Raw genomic sequence first — 18,193 nt, forward strand, 5'->3', positions numbered from 1 at the left:
GTCAGCTTGCTCCCGTCATCACGTCATCGTTCACGATCGTCAGTCGTCCGTTCTCGTCGCGTTCGACATACAGGCTCCGTCGGTACTCGGGCATGCTGTCCGGGAAATCCCGTCGGGTGTGACACCCTCGGCTCTCTCGGCGGTGCGCCGCAGCCAGCACGATCACGTCTGCCGCTGCCGTCAGGGCGGCATCCTCGACCGCTACGCCGTCGACCGGAGGTTCCGACACCACGCCGTATGCCAGCACGTTCTGTGCGTCCGCAAGACCGGACGCATCGCGGACGACACCGACGTGCGTGGTCATGGTTCGCTGCAGTACCGCGCGATCGATCCGGCGGTACATAGGCAGCGCGGTATCGGACACCGCGACCGTGGTTCCGACCCGCTCCGCGGCGACGAGCGCAGCGCGTTCGCCGACCACCAGACCCTCGAGCAGACTGTTCGACGCCAGCCGGTTGGCACCGTGCAGCCCGGTGCGCGCCACCTCACCCGCAGCGAGCAACCCCGAGACGGACGTCCGTCCGAACGTGTCGGTCACGACTCCCCCGCACGAGTAGTGCGCGGCGGGTGCCACGGGGATGAGATCCGTTGCGGGATCGATTCCGGCGTCCAGGCACGATGCCGTCACGGTCGGGAAACGCTCGCGTACGTGCTCGACGCGACGGGCGTCCAGCAACACGTGGTCGTCGCCGCTGCGGTGCAGCAACTCGGCGATGGCACGCGAGACCACGTCGCGTGGTGCGAGGTCGCCCATGGGATGAACACCGTCCATGAATGCGCGGCCGGTGGCATCGACCAAGCGTGCACCCTCTCCACGCACCGCTTCGCTGATCAACGGGCGACGGCCCGTCGACCCTGCGGCGAACAGCACGGTCGGGTGGAACTGAACGAACTCCAGATCCGCGACCCGTGCGCCCGCATCCAGAGCCAGCGCAATGCCGTCGGCCGTGGCACCGGCCGGGTTGGTACTGCACGAGAACAGTTGTCCCAGGCCGCCTGTCGCGAGCAACACCGTCGGGGTGCGAACGACGCCGACACCGCGAGGCCCGCGCACGAGGAGTCCGGCCACCTCGCCGTCGGTGGTCAGTACACGGAGCGCGGTGGTGTCGAATTCCACCGAAGGCACTGCGGAGTCCAGTGTGCGTTGCACCTCCGCTCCGGTGGCATCGCCGCCGGAATGGATGATTCGGCGAACACTGTGGCCACCCTCTCGGGTGCGGGAAACCGAACCGTCGGGCGCGCGATCGAAATGTGCGCCGGCGACTTCGAGCGACGCGATCGCCGCGCGGCCGCCCGACACGATGGAACGCACCGCATCCTCGTCACACAGGCCCGCGCCTGCTGCGCAGGTATCCGACACGTGCGCGTCGATCGAGTCGCCGAGATCGGTGCCGACTACTGCGATTCCGCCCTGCGCATACTTGGTCGCGGTGTCGACCGAACTGCCCTTGCTGACCGTCAGCACGCGCAGGCCGCGAGCGGCGGCCGTGCGAGCCGCGGTCAGTCCGGCGATTCCGCCGCCGACGACGACGAGGTCGGCCGCGGTTTCCCAGGCGACCGACGGGTTCACTCGCCGCCGCCGGGTGTGCCGATCTCGATCATGCGTTGCACCGACTTGCTGGCGATGTTCGCCGTTTCGAGGTCGACGTGGACCTCGTCGCGCCCTTCGACGAGGCAGCGCAACAGCGCGGCGGGCGTGATCATCTTCATGTATCCGCACGACGCGCGGTCGTTGACGGCCAAGAAGTCGACATCGGGTGCAGCCCTGCGGAGTTGATGCAGCATCCCGATCTCGGTGGCGACCAGAACCTGCTTGGATTCGGTGGCGCGGGCCGCGTCGAGCATGCCGCCGGTGGAGAGGATCTTGACCTTGTCGGCGGGCACGAATCCTTCGCCGGCGAGGTAGAGAGCCGAGGTGGCGCAACCGCATTCGGGATGCACGTAGAGCTCTGCATCGGGGTGGGTTCGAGACTTCTCGGCGAGCTCGTCGCCGTTGATGCCTGCGTGGACGTGGCATTCACCGGCCCAGATGTGCAGATTCTCGCGCCCGGTCACGCGCTTGACATGAGCCCCGAGGAACTGGTCGGGCAGGAAGAGGATGTCGCGGCTCGGATCGATCGATTGCACGACCTCGACCGCGTTGGACGAAGTGCAGCAGATATCGGTGAGCGCCTTGATCTCAGCGGTGGTGTTGACGTAAGAGACGACGACGGCATCCGGGAAGTCTGCCTTCCACTCGCGCAACTGCTCGGCAGTGATCGAGTCGGCGAGCGAGCAACCCGCACGCTGGTCCGGGATCAGGATCGTCTTCTGCGGGCTGAGGATCTTGGCGGTCTCGGCCATGAAGTGCACGCCGCAGAACACGATGGTGTCCTCGGATACCTCGGCGGCCATGCGCGAGAGCGCGAGCGAATCACCCACGTGATCGGCAACGTCCTGAATCGCAGGCAGCTGGTAGTTGTGCGCCAGCAGGGTCGCACCTCGCAGATCGGCGAGCCGTCGCACTTCCGCGGCCCATTCAGCCGACGCGTCGACTCCCCCGTAACCACCGGCTCCATCGACGATGTCGCGGACTCCGGCGAAAGCCGAGTCCAGGAAGTTCACCTGGGTAGCGCTGCTGGTCATGACGGTTCTCCTTCACCGATCATCCGGTCGTCGGTGACCGAATTTCCTCCGAGGGAGTTTTCGACTTATGATCGAAAACATGATTCATCGTAGCACCGTCCACGAAGTACTCATTGCGGTGTTCCAAGTTCGGGTCTTTTCCGACCCCGACACCCCTGAACTGGCGGTCCTGTTGTGGCAGCGTGCACTCGACCCCGAGGCGGGCACCTGGTCACTCCCCGGGGGCACCCTGCGCGACGACGAGAACCTGGCCACGTCCGCGCGGAGACAGCTCGCCGAGAAGGTCGACGTACGCAAGGTGGCACACCTCGAGCAGCTGTCCATCTTCAGCGAGCCCGACAGAGTGCCGGGAGATCGCCGAATCGCGTCGACGTTCCTGGGCCTCGTACCGATCGCGGCCGAGCCGACCCTGCCCGCGGATACGACCTGGTACCCGGTGTCGGAGCTGCCCGCCATGTCGTTCGATCACGGAACGGTCGTCGAGCACGCACGGCATCGACTGGTCGCCAAACTGTCGTACACCAACATCGGATTCGCCCTCGCTCCTGCAGAATTCGCGATTTCGACGCTTCGTGAAATCTACGGCGCAGCCCTCGGCTATCAGGTCGACGCCACCAATCTGCAACGGGTACTGAGCCGCCGCGGCGTCATCGAACCCACCGGACGGCGTGCACCGTCGGGTCGAGCGGGTGGACGGCCTCCAGCATTGTTCCGGTTCGCCGACAACAGCATTCGCGTCACCGACGAGTTCGCGGCATTGCGGCCACCACAGGCATGAACGAGATCCGCCGTCAGTCGGGCACCCGCGAGTCGAACGACGGCGGCGGCGGAGCGACGTCGAATTCGATCTCGTCGAGCTCGGGATCGGAATCGGGGTGCTGCAGATCGTCGTTGGGATTCATCGCCGCGAGCAGCAGTATCACCAACGACGCCGTCAGCGCCTGCACGATCAGTGCCGTTGGCGTGTCGATACTCGGTGCAACCCGGACGATCGATCCGACGGCCGGCTCGTCCGCCCTCGGGAATCGCAGCGCCGCAACGCCGTTGCCCACCAGCACTGCTGCGATCGAGCCGACGAACGACCCGACGAACACGGCCACGAACAGCCGTGGACCCCGCTGGGAAATCCACAGCCACCACCCGATCGGCACGAGAATGCCGAGAGCGAACGAGACGAGGACGAACAGGGCGAGAGCGTCGAATCGATGCAGACTCTCCCCAGTCAGTGTTGCTCCTCTGTCCTGCGCGACGACGAGCAACTGCTGGCTCGGTGCCAGGAATCCCCACAGCAGACCGCCGACGGCGGACAGCGCGATCGTCACACCGCCGACCAGAGCCACAAAGCGAAGCGTTCGACGCCGCTCCGGAGTCTCGACGGCAGACGAGGTCGTCACCTAACGCCTACCCGTCGCGGCGGAATCGATCAGGCCGTGCCGCGAGCACACCGACGTCCATCCGTCGGGCACGATCTGCACCACCATCCTGCGACCGCACCGGTCGCAGTACCTCGGCGGCTCCAGCCCGAGACCGACGGCAACCGAGAACGACGGTGCCCCCGCATCCGTACCGACCTCGACAGGCCGACCGGTGTGCGGGTCGTACCGGCTCTCGCTCGTCATTCGACCCACCTTAATACGCGCATCAGATCGTCGAGTTCAACGCTTTGATCGGCATCTGCAGTTCCCCGAGAAGATCGAGATCCTCCTCGGCGGGACGACCGAGCGTCGTCAAGTAGTTTCCGACGATGATCGCGTTGATGCCGCCCAGAATTCCCTGCTGAGCTCCGAGATCACCGAGAGTGATCTCGCGGCCGCCCGCGAATCGAAGAATCGTCCGCGGCAGGGCCAGCCGGAAGGCGGCAACGGCTCGCAACGCATCCGATGCAGGCAGCACGTCCAGATCTCCGAACGGCGTTCCGGGACGTGGGTTCAAGAAATTCAGGGGAACCTCGTCGGGTTCGAGAGCGCCGAGATCGGCTGCGAACTCGGCTCGCTGCTCCAGCGTCTCGCCCATACCGAGGATGCCTCCGCAACAGACCTCCATGCCGGCCTCGCGGACCATCCGCAGTGTGTTCCAGCGTTCCTCCCAGGTATGGGTGGTGACCACGTTCGGAAAGTAGGACCGCGAGGTCTCGAGGTTGTGGTTGTAGCGATGCACACCCATTGCGGCGAGTTGGTCGACCTGATCCTGGTCGAGCATGCCCAGCGAACAAGCGATGTCGATGTCGACCTCGCCGCGAATGGCCTCGATTCCTGCGGCGACCTGCGCGAGCAGTCGAGCGTCCGGACCCCGCACTGCGGCCACGATGCAGAACTCCGTGGCTCCGGTCTTTGCGGTCTGTTTCGCCGCCTCGACCAACGACGGAATATCGAGCCAGGCCGCCCGCACCGGAGAGGCGAACAGGCCCGACTGCGAGCAGAAGTGGCAGTCCTCGGGGCAGCCTCCGGTCTTGAGGCTGACGATCCCCTCGACCTCCACTTCCGGTCCGCACCATCGCATCCGAACCTCGTGCGCCAGTTGCATCGTCTCTTCGAGACGGTCCTCTCCGAGCTCGAGTACCTCGAGCACCTGGGATCGATCGAGCGCAATGCCGTTGTCGAGCACCTGCAGGCGCGCCGTACGCAATATGTCCATACCGGTCCCCTCGTCATCGAACGGTCTCGGAATTGAACACCGTTCAAGTTGAACGGCGTTCACGTTAGGCACCGCACTCGGCTACTGTCAAAGCGAAACACCGCGTCGAACGGCAGGGGTAGGAAGTGCAGCTACGCAGGCAGGACGTCCTGGACGGTGCAATAGCCATTCTCGACGAGTACGGCCTCGCGGATCTGACCATGCGCCGCCTGGCGACCTCACTGCACGTCCAACCCGGAGCGCTGTACTGGCACTTCCCCAACAAGCAGACGCTGCTGGGAGCGATCGCAGATCACATACTGTCCGGTGCCGACGCACCGTCGACGGAAGAACTGTGGGACGCGCAGATCTCGCAGATCGCACATCGACTTCGCGACGCGCTGCTCTCCCGGCGCGACGGAGCCGAACTGGTCGCCTCCACCTACGCCTCGCGGCTCACCACCAACCGCATCCGTGAACGCATCGCCGCGGTCTGCATTCGTGCCGGGTTGCCCAGAGTCGACGCCGAACTGACCGCCGATACGCTGCTGTACTACGTGCTCGGCCATACCGTGGACGAACAGGCTCGGGTCCAGATGGACTCGGCCGGGGCGCTGACCGCCGACGCGTCCCCGATGTTCGAGCGCCCCGATCCCACCAGCAAATTCGACTTCGGTCTCCGACTCTTTCTGGACGGCGTGCGCCACGCCGCGTCCGAACCACGCTCGGTCAGGATTCGGTGAACACGATTCGGTCGCGTCCGTTGTCCAGAGTCATCGTGTCGTCTTCTCTGGACCATTTCGGCTTCGAGGACAGAAACTCCGACAGCCACCGATCCTGCTCCATGAGCTCGGTCGGGCACCCCATCCGCGTGGCACCCAGAGAATCGACGGTGAGCGTCCCCAACGAGGTGTCGACGGTGCCGAACAACCTGTTGCAACCGGCTTCGGCCGAGATGCGGTCGTCGGCGAACTCGAGCCGAATCGTCGTGCCCGAGACCGGCGTGTAGGAACCGTCGGCATCGACGGAGGTGTAATTCTTGTCTGCCGGGAATTCCCCGTACGAATCGGTGCAGCCCGAGGCCAACACGCTCACGCCACAGGCGAGAGCGAGCAGTGCCCGGCGCGCGTCAGCCACCGAAGATCGGCCCCAGACCGGCCGCACCGGCATTTCCGCGGGAGGCAAACGGGTTGTCGTGCACCATGTACGTCCACGTCGACGTCGGTCGGCGCATACCGGCATTGTCGAGATCGATTCCGTCGGAGGTGATCTCGGCCGACTCGAATGTCGCGTGGGACAGATCCATGGCCTTGGCGGAGACAGTCTTGAAGGCCTCGACCGCAATTCGGTGGTACTCGTCGAGTGGATTCTCGCGACCCAGCGCACGGAGGTGGATGCTCTCGCGCACGTCGGCCAGGTGCGCTAGGTAGTCCGACCACGCGCGGTCGAGGTGGTGAAGAACGATTCGGCGGGCGACCACCACGAGGGTCTCCTCCGACACGTTCTCGCGAAGTTCCTTCGATCGCGTCGGCGACTGCTCCTCGAGCAGAGCCAACGCCTCTCCGGTGTCCAGCAACGCTGCCCTACGACGGTCCAGAATCTCCCGATGCTGCGCCGTCAGTTGGTTGTAGCGCCAGGTACGCGAGTGTATTTCGAGCATCTGTCCTTCGGCGATGCGCTGGGCATGATCGACTCGATCGGCTGCGGCGGCAGAGGTGAACAGGCCGCTGTCGTCGATGCCTTTCGGTGCGTCCTTGTCACCGATGTTGTTCTTGACGACGTCGTCCTCCCAACTGCCGAAGAACACCGATCGGCCCGGGTCGCCCTGCCTGCCCGCACGTCCTCGCAATTGATTGTCGAGCCGCTCGGTGGTGTGGCGGCCGGTGCCGACGACGAACAGCCCACCCAACTCGGCGATGCGGTCGCGGTCGGTCCCCTCCGGTCCCCCGAGCTTGATGTCGGTTCCGCGCCCGGCGATCTGCGTCGAGACGGTGACCGCGCCGTGCACTCCGGCGGCAGCGATGACCGCGGCCTCCTCGGCGTCGTTCTTGGCGTTGAGTACGACGGCGTCCACACCGGATTCCGCGAGGATCGCCGCCAGCGTCTCCGACTCCGCGACATCGTGCGTGCCGACGAGTATCGGTTGCCCGGTCTCGTGAATTTCCTTGACCTGCTGCGCAATTGCGGCATTCTTGTGCTCGACCGTGTCGTACACCCGGTCGACCTCGTCGACCCGCACCGTCGGCACGTTCGGCTCGATGACCGAGACGCCGAGCCCGTAGAACGTACGCAGCTGCTCCCCCGCCGCCATCGCCGTGCCGGTCATTCCACATACGGTGGCATACCGGTTGATCAGCGCCTGCACCGTGATCGTGTCGAGAATTTCACCGGTCTCGGTGGGCTCGAGCCCCTCCTTGATCTCCACGGCCGCTTGTAACCCGTCCGGCCAACGCTGCAAGTCCGCCACTCGGCCACGGGAAGCGTTGATCAGCTGAACACGTCCCTCACGCACGATGTAGTCGACATCGCGTTGCACCAGCACCTGAGCGTGCAGCGCGACATTGACCGCAACGAGGGTCGATCCGACGTGCTGCTCGGAGTAGAGATCGATTCCGCCGAGTTCCTTCTCGAGCCGAAGCGCGCCCTCGTCCGTGAGGAACACATTGCGTCCTTCGGCATCGGTGTCGAAGTCGATCCCCTTGTCCAACAGGCGGACTGCGTCCATCACCGTCGAGGTCGACACGTCACCCGATACCGAGCCGGCCAACACCAACGGCACCAACGCTTCGTCGACCAACACCGAGTCGGCCTCGTCGATCAGTGCGACATCCGGGACGGGCGACACCAGATCGGCACGATCGTCGACCAAATGGTCACGGAGAACATCGAATCCGACCTCGTTGACCGACGCGTACGTGATATCGCACGCGTAGGAATCACGACGTTCCTGCGCGGAGGACGACTCGGCGATGGAACCGACGGTGATACCCAGAGCCTCGAACAGCGGAGCCATCCACCGCGCATCACGTTGTGCGAGAAAGTCGTTGACCGAGATGACGTGAACCCTGCGACCGGACAGAACGTATCCCACCGCAGCCACGGCCCCGGACAACGTCTTTCCTTCGCCGGTCGCCATTTCAACCACGTCACCGGCGAGAAGTCGCTCGGCTCCCAGAAGTTGTACGTCGAACGGTCGCATGCCGAGCGTGCGGTCGCTCGCCTCACGCGTCAACTCCAGGTACCGCGGAACGTCGAGTTTCGACGCGCTCGGGGCCCGCAACGCAGCGGCCTCGGTGGCCAATTCGGCGTCAGATAAGCCCGAAGCCCAGCTCGCATGGTCTCCGGCCTGCTCGACGCGCCGACGCGACGCGCTCTGCGCCTTCTGCGCAGAGCGGCCGAGTACACGCCAGAATCGGTCGGAGCCCACAGCCATCTGTCATCCCTACTCGAGAAAGTACGTGATCTTCTTTCCCACAGTACCGAGTGCCGATTGCCCACTACCCCGCGTCGAGCGGCGTTGTCACTGCGATTCTGCGCGTGCCGTCGGCCGACGTCACCACCTGGTAGGCGTTGCGCTCGGTTCCCACGGGCGAGCCGTCGGCGTCGAGGTTCTCCAACAGCAGATGCCCGACCCACACACCGGGCGTCTCGATCTCGGTGACGATGCCACGTGCGCGAACGCCCTCGATCCCACGCGAGCGATAGTAGGACTGGCCCTGGGCGAAGAAGTCTCGGGTCTGCTGCGGGTCGGAGATGGCGGCGCATCCCCCAGCCGTGACGGCCAACGCCGGGTAGTTGTAAATATCTGCTAGCCCGTCCAGATCGCCGGCCGACAAGTAGGCGGTGTAGCGAGCGAAGAATTGGTCGATCGTTTCGGTGTCGGGTGTCATGTCGTAGAACGCTACGACTCGCTCCCGCGCTGCCACTGTCACCGCGCTGATCGCCCTCCGAATATCGAGATCCGAACAGAGCATGGACAAACCGAGGGGTACGCATTAACGTCTTCCACTAATCAACTAGTGAAAGGCTTCTGGTGATCGCCTACCGTATCGATCGTCAGTCCGGCATTCCCACCTATGTCCAACTGATACTGCAGACCAAACAGGCCCTACGACTGGGAACACTCGCCGTCGGTGACCGACTGCCGACAGCAAAAGAGGTGGTCACGGCGCTGGCCATCAATCCGAACACCGTCCTCAAGGCGTACCGAGAACTCGAACGCGACGGGCTGGTTCAACCTCGGACCGGTTCCGGGACGTTCGTCGTCGCCTCGCTGGCAAAACCCGGCATGGCCGAACGATCGGCGCTCGAAACGGAACTCGACCGCTGGATCCGACACTGCACGGCCGCAGGACTGGACCGACCCGACCTCGAAGCCATCGTCACCGCCGCGCTCGACAAGCAATTCGACCGAACCGAAAGAGACGAAACATGACCGACGCGGTGCTCACCATGGACGAGGTGGCCAAATCGTTTCGCAGGAAGACCGTCCTCGACGGATGCTCGTTCGCAGTCGAAAGAGGAAGCGTCACAGCTCTGGTCGGCTCCAACGGTGCCGGAAAGTCGACGCTGTTGTCGCTGGCCGTCGGCCTGCTGACACCGGACGGCGGAACCATTCGGGTTCTGGGCGAAAGCGTGACCCAACGCGGAATCTCGCCCGGCCTGTCCTATCTGGCGCAGCACAAGCCCCTCTACCCACACTTCACCGTCGCCGAACTGCTGCGATTCGGCCGAAACACGAACTCGCACTGGGACGATGCGTACGCGAAGGAAATCGTCGACGCCGCCGGAATCGCCACCTCCGCTCGGGTCAAGTCCCTCTCCCCCGGCCACCGCACGCGGATTGCCCTCGCACTGGCACTCGGGCGTCGACCCGAAGTACTGCTGCTCGACGAGCCGCTTGCCGATCTCGATCCGGTCGCTCGCAGGGCGGTGGCACGCACCCTGATGCGCGACGCAGCCGAGAACGGTACGACGATCGTGCTGTCCTCACACGTGCTGTCCGAGCTCGTCGACGTCGCCGACCGGCTGTTGCTACTACGCGGTGGGCGAATGCGACTCGACGGGGACCTCGACGCCATCACCGCCGACCACTACCTTCTCGTCGGCAGCTCCGACGCCGACCCGACGGTCGAGGACGGCACCATCGTGTCCGAGGTGTTCGGTTCCGGGGCAGCAACATTCGTCGTACAGGGCAAACAACCGACAACGACACCACCGGGGTGGACAGTCGAGAACGCCACCCTCGACGACGTCGTACTCGCCCACCTCGGAACGGAGACCACCTGATGATCTGGGTGACTTGGAGACAATTTCGCGCGACCATCCTGTTCGGGGCGTTGACGCCACTGCTGTTGGCTGCGATCACGATTGCCGTCACGGTGATCGGCGGCGGTGTGATTCCGTCTCCGTATCTGCAGGGTTGTCGATCCTTCGGTTCGTCCGATTGCACCGTCGGGACCGTGCAGACGATAGCGATACTCACGACGATCGTCTTGCCCGTCGTCCTGGGGGCATTCGTCGGGGTGACCGTCTTCTCCCGCGATCTCGAACGTCGCACCCACGTACTCGGTCTGAGTCAATCCGTGAGCAGACGCCGCTGGTACAGCGTGCGCATTCTGGTCGTGTTCACACCGATCGTCGGGGCGATGACGGTGCTCGGATGCGTGCTGTTCGCAGCCAAGTACAACACTGCACCCGATTCCTTCGCGATGTCCTTCGCGGGGTCGAGCGCATCGCGGTTGGACTTTCCCATCTTCGGGGCCACGGGATTCGTCGCAGGCGCGTACACGGCCGTCGGATTGATGGTCGGTTCGGCATGCGCACTTGCAATGCGGAACACGATCGCTGCGATGATCACCACCGTCATCGTGTCGACAGCATTCCTGGCACTGCTGCCGACGCAGTTACGCGAGCACTATGCGACTCCCCAGACAGACCGAGTATCGGTGGAGCAGAAGGTCGACGACATGTACGGCGGCACTCCGGACTACTACAGACCAGGCGACTCGATCAGTTTGTTCCCACGTTGGGAATTCTCTGCCGACTACGTCGACAGCAACGGCAGTCCGGTACCCGTCGACTTGATGGACTGCAATTGGACCCAGAACTACAGGGATCTGAGCGAATTCGAGACGGTCGCCGAGTACGAGGAGTATTCCGACCGCCAGAGCGTGGAACGTCGCAAGATCGAAATCCAGTGCATTCGGGATCAGGGTGCCGTGGCCTACGAGACGCGCTATCACGAGGACAGATCGTTCTGGCGGTTCCAGGCGATCGAGTCGGCGTTGTCGTTGGTGGTTGCCGGGCTTCTCGGGGGCGTGTCGCTCCTGCTGCTGCGCAGGCTGCGTCCCTAGGGCAGGTCTGCCGCAGCTACCTCTGCGCTGGAATTCCGAGTGGTTTCCGATTCCTGATCACTGTGGCCACGAGGGCGGGGAGGCCGAGGACCAGAACCATGATTCCGACTACGAGTGCAGCAGTGGACCACGGCCTGGACACCCCCAGCTGATCGGCCAGGGTGACCGCGCCGACGATGCCGAGGATCCAGGCGAGAAATTCGACTCGGCGAACGCGTCGGGATGTCGGATCCGAGGTTGCCCACCACGCACCGACGGACGAACACGCGAGGGCGCACACGAGCAACCAGTAATCCGCCATCTCGGCCTCCTCGAAGTCGATGGTGTGATCAGGGTAGTTCGCGTGCCGCCCGTCCGTTCACAATTGTGCGACCAGCAGTGGCAGACCCACCGCGGCCGTTGTGCGCCATCGGTGGTCGGCCATGTCGGATACCTCGGTCTCGACCGGGTTGATCTCGACCACGGTTGCGCCCGCACTGCGTGCGACGGCGGGCAGTCCGGCGAACGGGTACACCACGCCCGACGTACCGACCACGAGCACCAGATCTGCAGCGCGCACAGAATTCTCGGCTGCTTCCCACGCCTGTTCGGGCAGCGATTCGCCGAACCACACGGCCCCAGGACGGATGAGTCCGCCGCACCGGGGACAGTCCGGCGGCGGAACACGCTGATCTACGTCGATCAGAATGCCGTCGTCCAGAATGTCGGTGTCGTCGAGTTCCGCGCGCACTCCACACTCGCTGCAGTACGGCTCGAAGAGGCTTCCGTGTACGTGTGCGAGCACTGTGGATCCGGCTCGTTCGTGCAGATCGTCGACGTTCTGCGTGGCGATGTCCACCTGCGCATGCTGCTGCCATTGCGCGACGGCGCGGTGGCCGGCGTTGGGTTCGGAACGACGAACCAATGCTGCACGCCACCGGTACCAACCCCACACGAGGTCGCTGTCGGCGAGCCAGCCCTCGGGACTGGCGAGGTCCTTCGGATCGAAGTCCTGCCACAGACCGGTCCGGGCGTCGCGAAACGTTGCAATTCCGGATTCGGCCGACATGCCGGCCCCGGTCAGAACGACGATGCGCGACGCCGCTCGTGCGGCGTCCACGATGGGTTGTGGAACGGCGTCGACCGTCTGCTCGTGCGAATGGGTCACACAGCTATTGTGCCAACCGGTGTTCGCTCACGCGCTACCGTGTGGGCATGAGCATCGACACCGATACCCGTACGCGGCGACGCTGGCCCCTGTGGACCGCAGCGGTCACCGCTGTGGTCGTGGTGGTGGCCGTCGGTGTTCTGTGGCTCGCCCCGAGTCGCTATCTACCGTGGGACACCGAATCGTTCCCCGAGGTGAACAGCTCCGAGTTGACCGTCGACCAAGCCCGTGTGGTGGACCTGCTGCGAGTCGAGCACGAGAAGCAGCGTCCGGGAACCTTCTATGCAGAGGGCGTGGACGAGGCCTGGTGCGCCGACTTCGTCAGCTGGATCATGAAGGAAGCGGGCATGCCGTTGTCGAATCCCAACTCGGGTTCGTGGCGCATTCCCGGCGTCTACACGCTGCAGGAGTACTACCAGCAACAGGGACGGTTCGAGACCGTCGGCAACTACACGCCGTCGGTGGGTGATGTGGTGTTGTACGACAACAGCAGTTGGGTCGGCCAACACACCAACGTCATCGTGGCTGTCGACGGCAGCGAGGCCGTCACCGTGGGCGGGAACGAAGCCGGCAAGATCAGAATTCACACTCTGAATTACGAATCCGACTCGGGTGTAGTCGGATTCGGCCGATTGGCATCCTGAGGGCCGTCATTGCGACGGGGTGCTGGAACGGTCGCCGAGTGACCGCGCCCCTCCGTCTCTCTTCGCTCTGTACAGCAACAGGTCGGCTCGGTCGAAACAGTCGTAGAGCGATTCCCCCGCACGCAATGTCGTGTAACCGGCGGAGAATGTCTGCTCGTCCGGGACGACGGCTGCGAGTTCGGTCAGCACGGTTGCCATCGTCGTCGACCCGGTATCGGGCATCGCGATGGCGAATTCCTCCCCGCCCCACCTGGCGACATACGCTCGCCCTGCAAGCAATTGCATTGCGGCAGTGGAGAACTGGACCAACAGGCGATCGCCGCGGCCGTGTCCGTACTTGTCGTTGAACGACTTGAAGCGATCGAAATCGATCATCGCCATCGCCAGCGACACGTCGACTCCGCGCGGAGTCGTCAACTGAGACAACCGATCTCGCCATCCACGCCGATTGAGCAGCCCGGTCAAGGGATCGGTCAGCGCAGCCTCCCGTAGGTCGTCCTCCAACCGCCGCCGATCGGTGACGTCGTGGACCACCGCCATGGTCCATCGTCGGCCGTCCGGGCCGGGGACCTCGCTGGCCGACACCCAACCCCACCGCACCGTGCCGTCGGGGTGCAGGTATCGCTTCTCGACGTGTACGGATTCACCACGGGCCTCGGCGTCGTCCATCATCTGTTCCATCGCCGCGTGTTGGTCCAGGTCGTCGGGGTGGGTGAATTCACGAGAGGATCGGCCCCACAGTAGGTCCCTGGGGCACCCCACGATTGCCGCATACGCCTCGTTCGCGAGTAACAGCAGCCCGTGTTCGTCGGCGAGTGCCATTCCCACCGTGCTGGCCTCGAACATCTCCCGATACCAGCCATCGGCGTCGACCATGATTGTCCGGTTCACTTCCTCGAACGGTGCGAGCCACATCGATTCACACGACACACCGACGATACGCCGTCGTGGGGGCCCGAACAGTATCCAGCGATCGGTCTTGACCTTGACGCTACGTCAACGTTCACACTGGACGCATGAGAATCGGATCCCTCGCCGATGCCGCCGGAACGACCCCGCGGACCGTGCGCCACTACCACCGACTCGGCTTGCTCTCCGAGCCTCGGCGGCTGTCCAACGGCTACCGCGAGTACACGATCGACGACGTCGTTCGGCTGATGCGAATCCGATGGTTGGCCGAGTGCGGAATGCCGCTGGGCGCGATAGCGGCAGTGCTCGACGGAAAAGCGACGGACGAGCCCGACGTGGTCGCGGACCTGCGAGCCTTGCTGGCCGGCATCGAGACCGAGCAGACGGCATTGGCACACAAGCACAGTCGCTTGTCGGCGTTGCTCGTCGACGCTGTCGAACGGCGTCCTCTGACCGCGCTCCCACGAGATGTTGCCGCAACGTTCGGGTCCTTGCTCGATGCAGCGGACGAACGGGACCGGCCCGCGCTGATCCGCGAACGCGATCTACTCGAAGTGATGGCAATTTCGGGCCGCGTCCCGGCGGCATTCTTCGAGACGATGTCCGCCGCGCTCGGCGATCACGACCTACGTCGGAGATACCTGGTGTTGCTACGACGCTTCGGTGCCCTCGAGGGCCGAAGCGTCGCCGAATCCGAGGACGACATCGACGCGTTGGCCGACGAGTTGGTGTCCGTACTCGATGTCGAGTCCTTCGCTCAGGCGCCCGAGTCCGCTGCGCTCGGGAGCGAATCGACCGCGCTGCTCGACATCGAGGACATCGTTCCCGACGCGGCCCAGCGCGCCGTCGTCCTCCGCACCACAGCTCGTCTGTTCGACGGTGCGCATCCGGCAGGAACCTCACAGTGACCCCGGATCGGGGTGCCCAGGTCGGCAGATGGCACGCACTGCTGTTGTGGGCACGCGGCCGCCACGCTCCGATCGCGGCCGACTCTGCCGAGTTCACCGCGGTGCGCGGAACGGGTTCGATGCCGTTGATGTTCGGTGTGGCCTCGGTCGTCGAGATCGTCGTCGTGCATCTCCTGGTGCCGTGGCTGTGGCTCGATATCGTGCTCGGTGCGCTCTCGGTCGTATCGGTCGTTCTGCTGGCGTCGGCCACAGCCGTCGGCCGGGTGCACCCCCATGTCCTCACACCCGAAGCACTCGTCCTGCGCACCTCCGGCGAGGTCGTCACCACGGTGGAGAGATCGACGATCGTCTCGCCCGACTCCATCGCCGGTTCGGCGTGGTGGCTCCCACTGTCCGCGACGACCGAGCCGTGTTACCGAACCAGGACGGCACGAACGTCGACATCACGTTGTCGACCCGCACCACATTCGTCGTACCCGCACCCCTACGTCGGTGGCGGGTCGAGGGCACCGCGACGTCCATCGGCGTGTACGTGGACGATCCCGTAGCCCTGGTCGCCGCGTTGTCCTCGGTTCCGGCCGACGGTGGGACGTGAGCCCGAACTGCTGCGTGACCGGTGAGACCACTCTGTGAGAAACCGGCGACGAGCTGGGACCGGCACCGCAGTACGGACTCCGAGGAGTGCGTCACCGCGCGTACACGTATTGTTTGCTCAGAACGTCTTCTTGTTTGCGACGAACCTCGGCGTCTGCCGAGCAGCTTCCGAGACGAACACCACCGACCGTGACCGCCCGACCAGTGGTCGATCGACAGCCGGAGCCATTCCCCTTTCATGCAGGTACACCCGAGCGGCACCGATCACGAATCGGCAACCGATTCCGCGGCCCCGAGTTCGGTGTCGGCTCCCGTCGTGCCGCGACCACCACAGCGCCAGGATCTGAACGGCCTGCGTGGTGTCGCCATCGCTCTGGTGGTCGTGTTCCACATCTGGATGGGTCGGGTGTCGGGCGGAGTCGATGTCTTCCTCACGCTGTCCGGCTTCTTCTTCACTGCGTCGTTGCTTCGATCGGCCGAGGCCGGTGCGAGCCTGAACCCGATCACCCGCATCGTTCGCGTGCTCCGCAGACTCGGACCGCCTCTGGCGCTCACCCTGTTGGCGGTAGCGGCCGCGTCGGTGTTCCTGCTACCGAGGACCCGCTGGGCCGACGTGGGCGACCAACTCGTCTCCGGCGTCTTCTTCTTCGTGAACTGGCAGTTGGCGACGACGGCCAACGACTACCTGGCGGCCGACCCCTCGGTGAGCCCGGTCCAGCACCTGTGGTCCGTCGCGGTGCAATTCCAGTTCTATCTGCTCGCGATTGCCGTCGTGTTCGGTCTGGCGTGGATTCTGCGCACGATGCGACCGGAGGGACCGCGAAGTCTGCGACCACAGACCTTCGCCGTGATCTTCGCCGTCATCGCGGTGTTGTCGTTCGTGTATGCAGCGGACGGTGCTCGACGCCATCAGGCGTGGAACTACTACGACACGGGCGCGCGACTCTGGGAGATCATGCTCGGTGCGGCGGTCGCGGCCACGTTCGCGGCATTCGCCGGCAGAAACACCGGGGCCGATGCCCGCGTGAGTCGGGTGGGATCGACCGCCCGGGGCGCGCTCGCCGCCGGGGCGATGTTCGTCATCGTCGTCTGTGGATTCGTGGTGGACGGCGTGACCGCGTTCCCCGGTCCCCTGGCGCTGATTCCGGTACTGGCCACTGTGGCGCTGATCATCGCAGGCTCGAACACCGTGGTCGCCGCGACGTTGTCCAACCGGTTCTTCGCCTGGGTCGGCTCGATCGCGTTTCCGTTGTACCTGTGGCACTGGCCGCTGTTGATCTTCTACCTGTCGGCCACCGGCAGGTCCCACGCGGACATACCCGGCGGACTCGGCATCGTCGGTGCATCGGTCGCACTCGCGTGGCTCACCGTCCGCTTCGTGGAGCGTCCCACGCAGGCCGCCACATTCACTCCCGGCCGCATCGCAGTCACGGCCGTCGCCCTCGTTGCTGCCGTGGCGGTGACAGCCGGTTCGGTCGGCTGGAACGCCTACATCGAACGATCGATCTCGGCCGTGCAGGCCGACGAATCGGTCGACGAAGCCACGCACCCGGGGGCGCTGGAATTGACCGACGGCATTCGCGTCGAATCGGCCGAGATGACGCCTCCCCTGTACTCCGCTCCCGAGGATCTTCCCGTCACCACCCTCGAGGGCTGCATCGCGGATTTCGAGACTCGCGACGCTCTGTCCTGTACCTACGGCGACGTCGGTGCGGCCCGAACGATCGTGCTGGCGGGGAGTTCACACGCCGAGCACTGGGTGACGGCTCTCGACACTCTGGGGCGGCGGCACGGCTTCAAGGTGGTCACGTTCGTGAAGATGGGGTGCCCGCTCAGCCTGGACACGATGCCGATGCTCGGGCAGAACGAGTACCCGGATTGTCTGGACTGGACCCGGACCGTGCTCGACGACGTCGCATCGATGCAACCGGAATACGTGTTCACCACGGCCACCCGGCCCCGCGACGACTTCCCCGGCGACTTCACCCCGCCCTGGTACGTCTCGGTCTGGCAGCAGTTGATCGCCGACGGTGTCGGCGTCCTCGGTATCAGGGACACCCCGTGGCTCGCGTATCGCGCCATCGACTGCCTGGCCGACGGCGGCTCCGCCACCTCGTGCGGCATCCCGCGAGACGAGGCGCTCGACTCGGTCAACCCCGCTCTGGCGTCCTCGTTCCAGCTGAGCGGATTCTCCGCCCTCGACCTCTCGGACGCGGTGTGCGACGACACCGTCTGTCGCGTCGAGCAGGGGAACGTACTGATCTATCGCGACGAGCATCATCTGACCGCCACCTACGTGCGAACCCTGACCACCGAGCTCGGCCGGCAGCTCGGATCTGCGACCGGCTGGTGGGCCGGACCGTGAGCGGAACGGCTCGCGCTCGGTAAGCCTGGTCC

Annotated in this window: 20 protein-coding genes; 9 read left to right on the plus strand and 11 right to left on the minus strand. The window is 64.9% G+C overall.

Annotated features, from left to right (window positions below; translation table 11 throughout):
• Window position 1: 1 nt before the first annotated feature.
• Window positions 2-1,570 (minus strand): L-aspartate oxidase, encoded by a 1,569-nt coding sequence (locus tag CH262_RS15100; RefSeq protein ID WP_094717894.1) that lies wholly within the window; start codon window positions 1,568-1,570, stop codon window positions 2-4.
• A complete protein-coding gene (nadA, locus tag CH262_RS15105) occupies window positions 1,567-2,625 on the minus strand; it encodes a quinolinate synthase NadA (protein WP_048318691.1) in 1,059 nt (352 codons plus the stop codon). The genes CH262_RS15100 and nadA overlap by 4 nt, the downstream gene beginning before the upstream one ends.
• Before the next feature lie 79 nt (window positions 2,626-2,704).
• Here nadA and CH262_RS15110 point away from each other — a divergent pair, with 79 nt between their 5' ends.
• On the plus strand, window positions 2,705-3,403 hold the full coding sequence (locus CH262_RS15110) for an NUDIX hydrolase (protein WP_032406822.1): 699 nt from the start codon (window positions 2,705-2,707) through the stop codon (window positions 3,401-3,403).
• Window positions 3,404-3,416: 13 nt separating this feature from the next.
• Here CH262_RS15110 and CH262_RS15115 read toward each other — a convergent pair whose 3' ends face one another.
• From CH262_RS15115 to bioB, 3 genes are read right to left on the minus strand one after another with little or no spacing between them, the layout of a single operon-like run.
• A complete protein-coding gene (locus CH262_RS15115) occupies window positions 3,417-4,019 on the minus strand; it encodes a DUF2567 domain-containing protein (RefSeq protein WP_027497306.1) in 603 nt (200 codons plus the stop codon).
• On the minus strand, window positions 4,020-4,244 hold the full coding sequence (gene bsaP, locus CH262_RS15120; protein WP_032382834.1) for a biotin synthase auxiliary protein BsaP: 225 nt from the start codon (window positions 4,242-4,244) through the stop codon (window positions 4,020-4,022). It lies immediately after the preceding gene.
• Between the two features lie 22 nt (window positions 4,245-4,266).
• Complete coding sequence (gene bioB, locus CH262_RS15125; protein ID WP_032370319.1) at window positions 4,267-5,259, minus strand: biotin synthase BioB; 993 nt, start codon at window positions 5,257-5,259, stop codon at window positions 4,267-4,269.
• A gap of 125 nt (window positions 5,260-5,384) precedes the next feature.
• Between bioB and CH262_RS15130 the strand changes: the two genes are divergently transcribed.
• Window positions 5,385-5,981, plus strand: a complete 597-nt coding sequence (locus CH262_RS15130) for a TetR/AcrR family transcriptional regulator C-terminal domain-containing protein (RefSeq protein WP_094717895.1) — start codon at window positions 5,385-5,387, stop codon at window positions 5,979-5,981.
• On the opposite strand, the gene CH262_RS15135 is transcribed toward CH262_RS15130, so the two are convergent.
• From CH262_RS15135 to CH262_RS15145, 3 genes are all read right to left on the minus strand, one after another.
• Window positions 5,968-6,375, minus strand: coding sequence for an META domain-containing protein (locus CH262_RS15135; protein ID WP_162247526.1), 408 nt, complete (start codon window positions 6,373-6,375; stop codon window positions 5,968-5,970). The genes CH262_RS15130 and CH262_RS15135 overlap by 14 nt on opposite strands.
• On the minus strand, window positions 6,368-8,671 hold the full coding sequence (gene secA2, locus CH262_RS15140) for an accessory Sec system translocase SecA2 (protein ID WP_094717896.1): 2,304 nt from the start codon (window positions 8,669-8,671) through the stop codon (window positions 6,368-6,370). The genes CH262_RS15135 and secA2 overlap by 8 nt, the downstream gene beginning before the upstream one ends.
• A gap of 64 nt (window positions 8,672-8,735) precedes the next feature.
• Entirely contained in the window at window positions 8,736-9,128 is a 393-nt protein-coding gene (locus tag CH262_RS15145) for a hypothetical protein (protein ID WP_048318773.1), read from the minus strand.
• Window positions 9,129-9,271: 143 nt separating this feature from the next.
• On the opposite strand from CH262_RS15145, the gene CH262_RS15150 reads away from it, so the two are divergent.
• The 3 genes from CH262_RS15150 to CH262_RS15160 are packed head-to-tail and all read left to right on the plus strand — an operon-like array spanning window position 9,272 to window position 11,594.
• Window positions 9,272-9,673, plus strand: coding sequence for a GntR family transcriptional regulator (locus CH262_RS15150; RefSeq protein WP_027497311.1), 402 nt, complete (start codon window positions 9,272-9,274; stop codon window positions 9,671-9,673).
• On the plus strand, window positions 9,670-10,527 hold the full coding sequence (locus tag CH262_RS15155; RefSeq protein ID WP_094717897.1) for an ABC transporter ATP-binding protein: 858 nt from the start codon (window positions 9,670-9,672) through the stop codon (window positions 10,525-10,527). The genes CH262_RS15150 and CH262_RS15155 overlap by 4 nt, the downstream gene beginning before the upstream one ends.
• Window positions 10,527-11,594 carry an ABC transporter permease gene (locus tag CH262_RS15160; protein ID WP_094717898.1) on the plus strand — a complete coding sequence of 356 codons (1,068 nt, stop codon included), beginning with the start codon at window positions 10,527-10,529 and terminating at the stop codon, window positions 11,592-11,594. The genes CH262_RS15155 and CH262_RS15160 overlap by 1 nt, the downstream gene beginning before the upstream one ends.
• A 16-nt stretch (window positions 11,595-11,610) precedes the next feature.
• Here the strand turns inward: CH262_RS15160 and CH262_RS15165 are convergent, their stop codons facing one another.
• Window positions 11,611-11,895: a hypothetical protein gene (locus tag CH262_RS15165; protein WP_094717899.1), complete on the minus strand. Its 285-nt coding sequence runs from the start codon at window positions 11,893-11,895 to the stop codon at window positions 11,611-11,613.
• Window positions 11,896-11,952: 57 nt separating this feature from the next.
• The gene (locus CH262_RS15170; RefSeq protein WP_094717900.1) at window positions 11,953-12,741 is read right to left on the minus strand and encodes an SIR2 family NAD-dependent protein deacylase; all 789 of its coding nucleotides are present in this window, start codon (window positions 12,739-12,741) and stop codon (window positions 11,953-11,955) included.
• Between the two features lie 47 nt (window positions 12,742-12,788).
• On the opposite strand from CH262_RS15170, the gene CH262_RS15175 reads away from it, so the two are divergent.
• Window positions 12,789-13,385: a CHAP domain-containing protein gene (locus tag CH262_RS15175; protein ID WP_032386934.1), complete on the plus strand. Its 597-nt coding sequence runs from the start codon at window positions 12,789-12,791 to the stop codon at window positions 13,383-13,385.
• Between the two features lie 6 nt (window positions 13,386-13,391).
• Here the strand turns inward: CH262_RS15175 and CH262_RS15180 are convergent, their stop codons facing one another.
• Complete coding sequence (locus CH262_RS15180; protein WP_032386935.1) at window positions 13,392-14,300, minus strand: sensor domain-containing diguanylate cyclase; 909 nt, start codon at window positions 14,298-14,300, stop codon at window positions 13,392-13,394.
• Window positions 14,301-14,401: 101 nt separating this feature from the next.
• On the opposite strand from CH262_RS15180, the gene CH262_RS15185 reads away from it, so the two are divergent.
• From CH262_RS15185 to CH262_RS15195, 3 genes are all read left to right on the plus strand, one after another.
• Window positions 14,402-15,202, plus strand: coding sequence for a MerR family transcriptional regulator (locus tag CH262_RS15185; protein ID WP_094717901.1), 801 nt, complete (start codon window positions 14,402-14,404; stop codon window positions 15,200-15,202).
• On the plus strand, window positions 15,199-15,750 hold the full coding sequence (locus CH262_RS15190; protein ID WP_094717902.1) for a hypothetical protein: 552 nt from the start codon (window positions 15,199-15,201) through the stop codon (window positions 15,748-15,750). Before CH262_RS15185 ends, CH262_RS15190 begins: the two co-directional genes overlap by 4 nt.
• A 284-nt stretch (window positions 15,751-16,034) precedes the next feature.
• A complete protein-coding gene (locus CH262_RS15195; protein WP_094717903.1) occupies window positions 16,035-18,161 on the plus strand; it encodes an acyltransferase family protein in 2,127 nt (708 codons plus the stop codon).
• Window positions 18,162-18,193: the final 32 nt, after the last annotated feature.

It is taken from the genome of Rhodococcus sp. 05-2255-1e, from assembly GCF_002259025.1.
GTDB lineage: Bacteria > Actinomycetota > Actinomycetes > Mycobacteriales > Mycobacteriaceae > Rhodococcoides > Rhodococcoides fascians.

Bases quoted from the DNA above. Each gene is read 5' to 3' on its own strand.
- CH262_RS15160 (WP_094717898.1), top strand. From the start codon at position 10,527: ATGATCTGGGTGACTTGGAGACAATTTCGCGCGACCATCCTGTTCGGG.
- CH262_RS15195 (WP_094717903.1), top strand. From the start codon at position 16,035: ATGCAGGTACACCCGAGCGGCACCGATCACGAATCGGCAACCGATTCC.
- secA2 (WP_094717896.1), bottom strand. From the start codon at position 8,671: ATGGCTGTGGGCTCCGACCGATTCTGGCGTGTACTCGGCCGCTCTGCG.
- CH262_RS15175 (WP_032386934.1), top strand. From the start codon at position 12,789: ATGAGCATCGACACCGATACCCGTACGCGGCGACGCTGGCCCCTGTGG.
- CH262_RS15155 (WP_094717897.1), top strand. From the start codon at position 9,670: ATGACCGACGCGGTGCTCACCATGGACGAGGTGGCCAAATCGTTTCGC.
- CH262_RS15185 (WP_094717901.1), top strand. From the start codon at position 14,402: ATGAGAATCGGATCCCTCGCCGATGCCGCCGGAACGACCCCGCGGACC.
- CH262_RS15180 (WP_032386935.1), bottom strand. From the start codon at position 14,300: ATGTGGCTCGCACCGTTCGAGGAAGTGAACCGGACAATCATGGTCGAC.
- CH262_RS15110 (WP_032406822.1), top strand. From the start codon at position 2,705: ATGATTCATCGTAGCACCGTCCACGAAGTACTCATTGCGGTGTTCCAA.
- CH262_RS15145 (WP_048318773.1), bottom strand. From the start codon at position 9,128: ATGACACCCGACACCGAAACGATCGACCAATTCTTCGCTCGCTACACC.
- CH262_RS15165 (WP_094717899.1), bottom strand. From the start codon at position 11,895: ATGGCGGATTACTGGTTGCTCGTGTGCGCCCTCGCGTGTTCGTCCGTC.
- bioB (WP_032370319.1), bottom strand. From the start codon at position 5,259: ATGGACATATTGCGTACGGCGCGCCTGCAGGTGCTCGACAACGGCATT.
- nadA (WP_048318691.1), bottom strand. From the start codon at position 2,625: ATGACCAGCAGCGCTACCCAGGTGAACTTCCTGGACTCGGCTTTCGCC.
- bsaP (WP_032382834.1), bottom strand. From the start codon at position 4,244: ATGACGAGCGAGAGCCGGTACGACCCGCACACCGGTCGGCCTGTCGAG.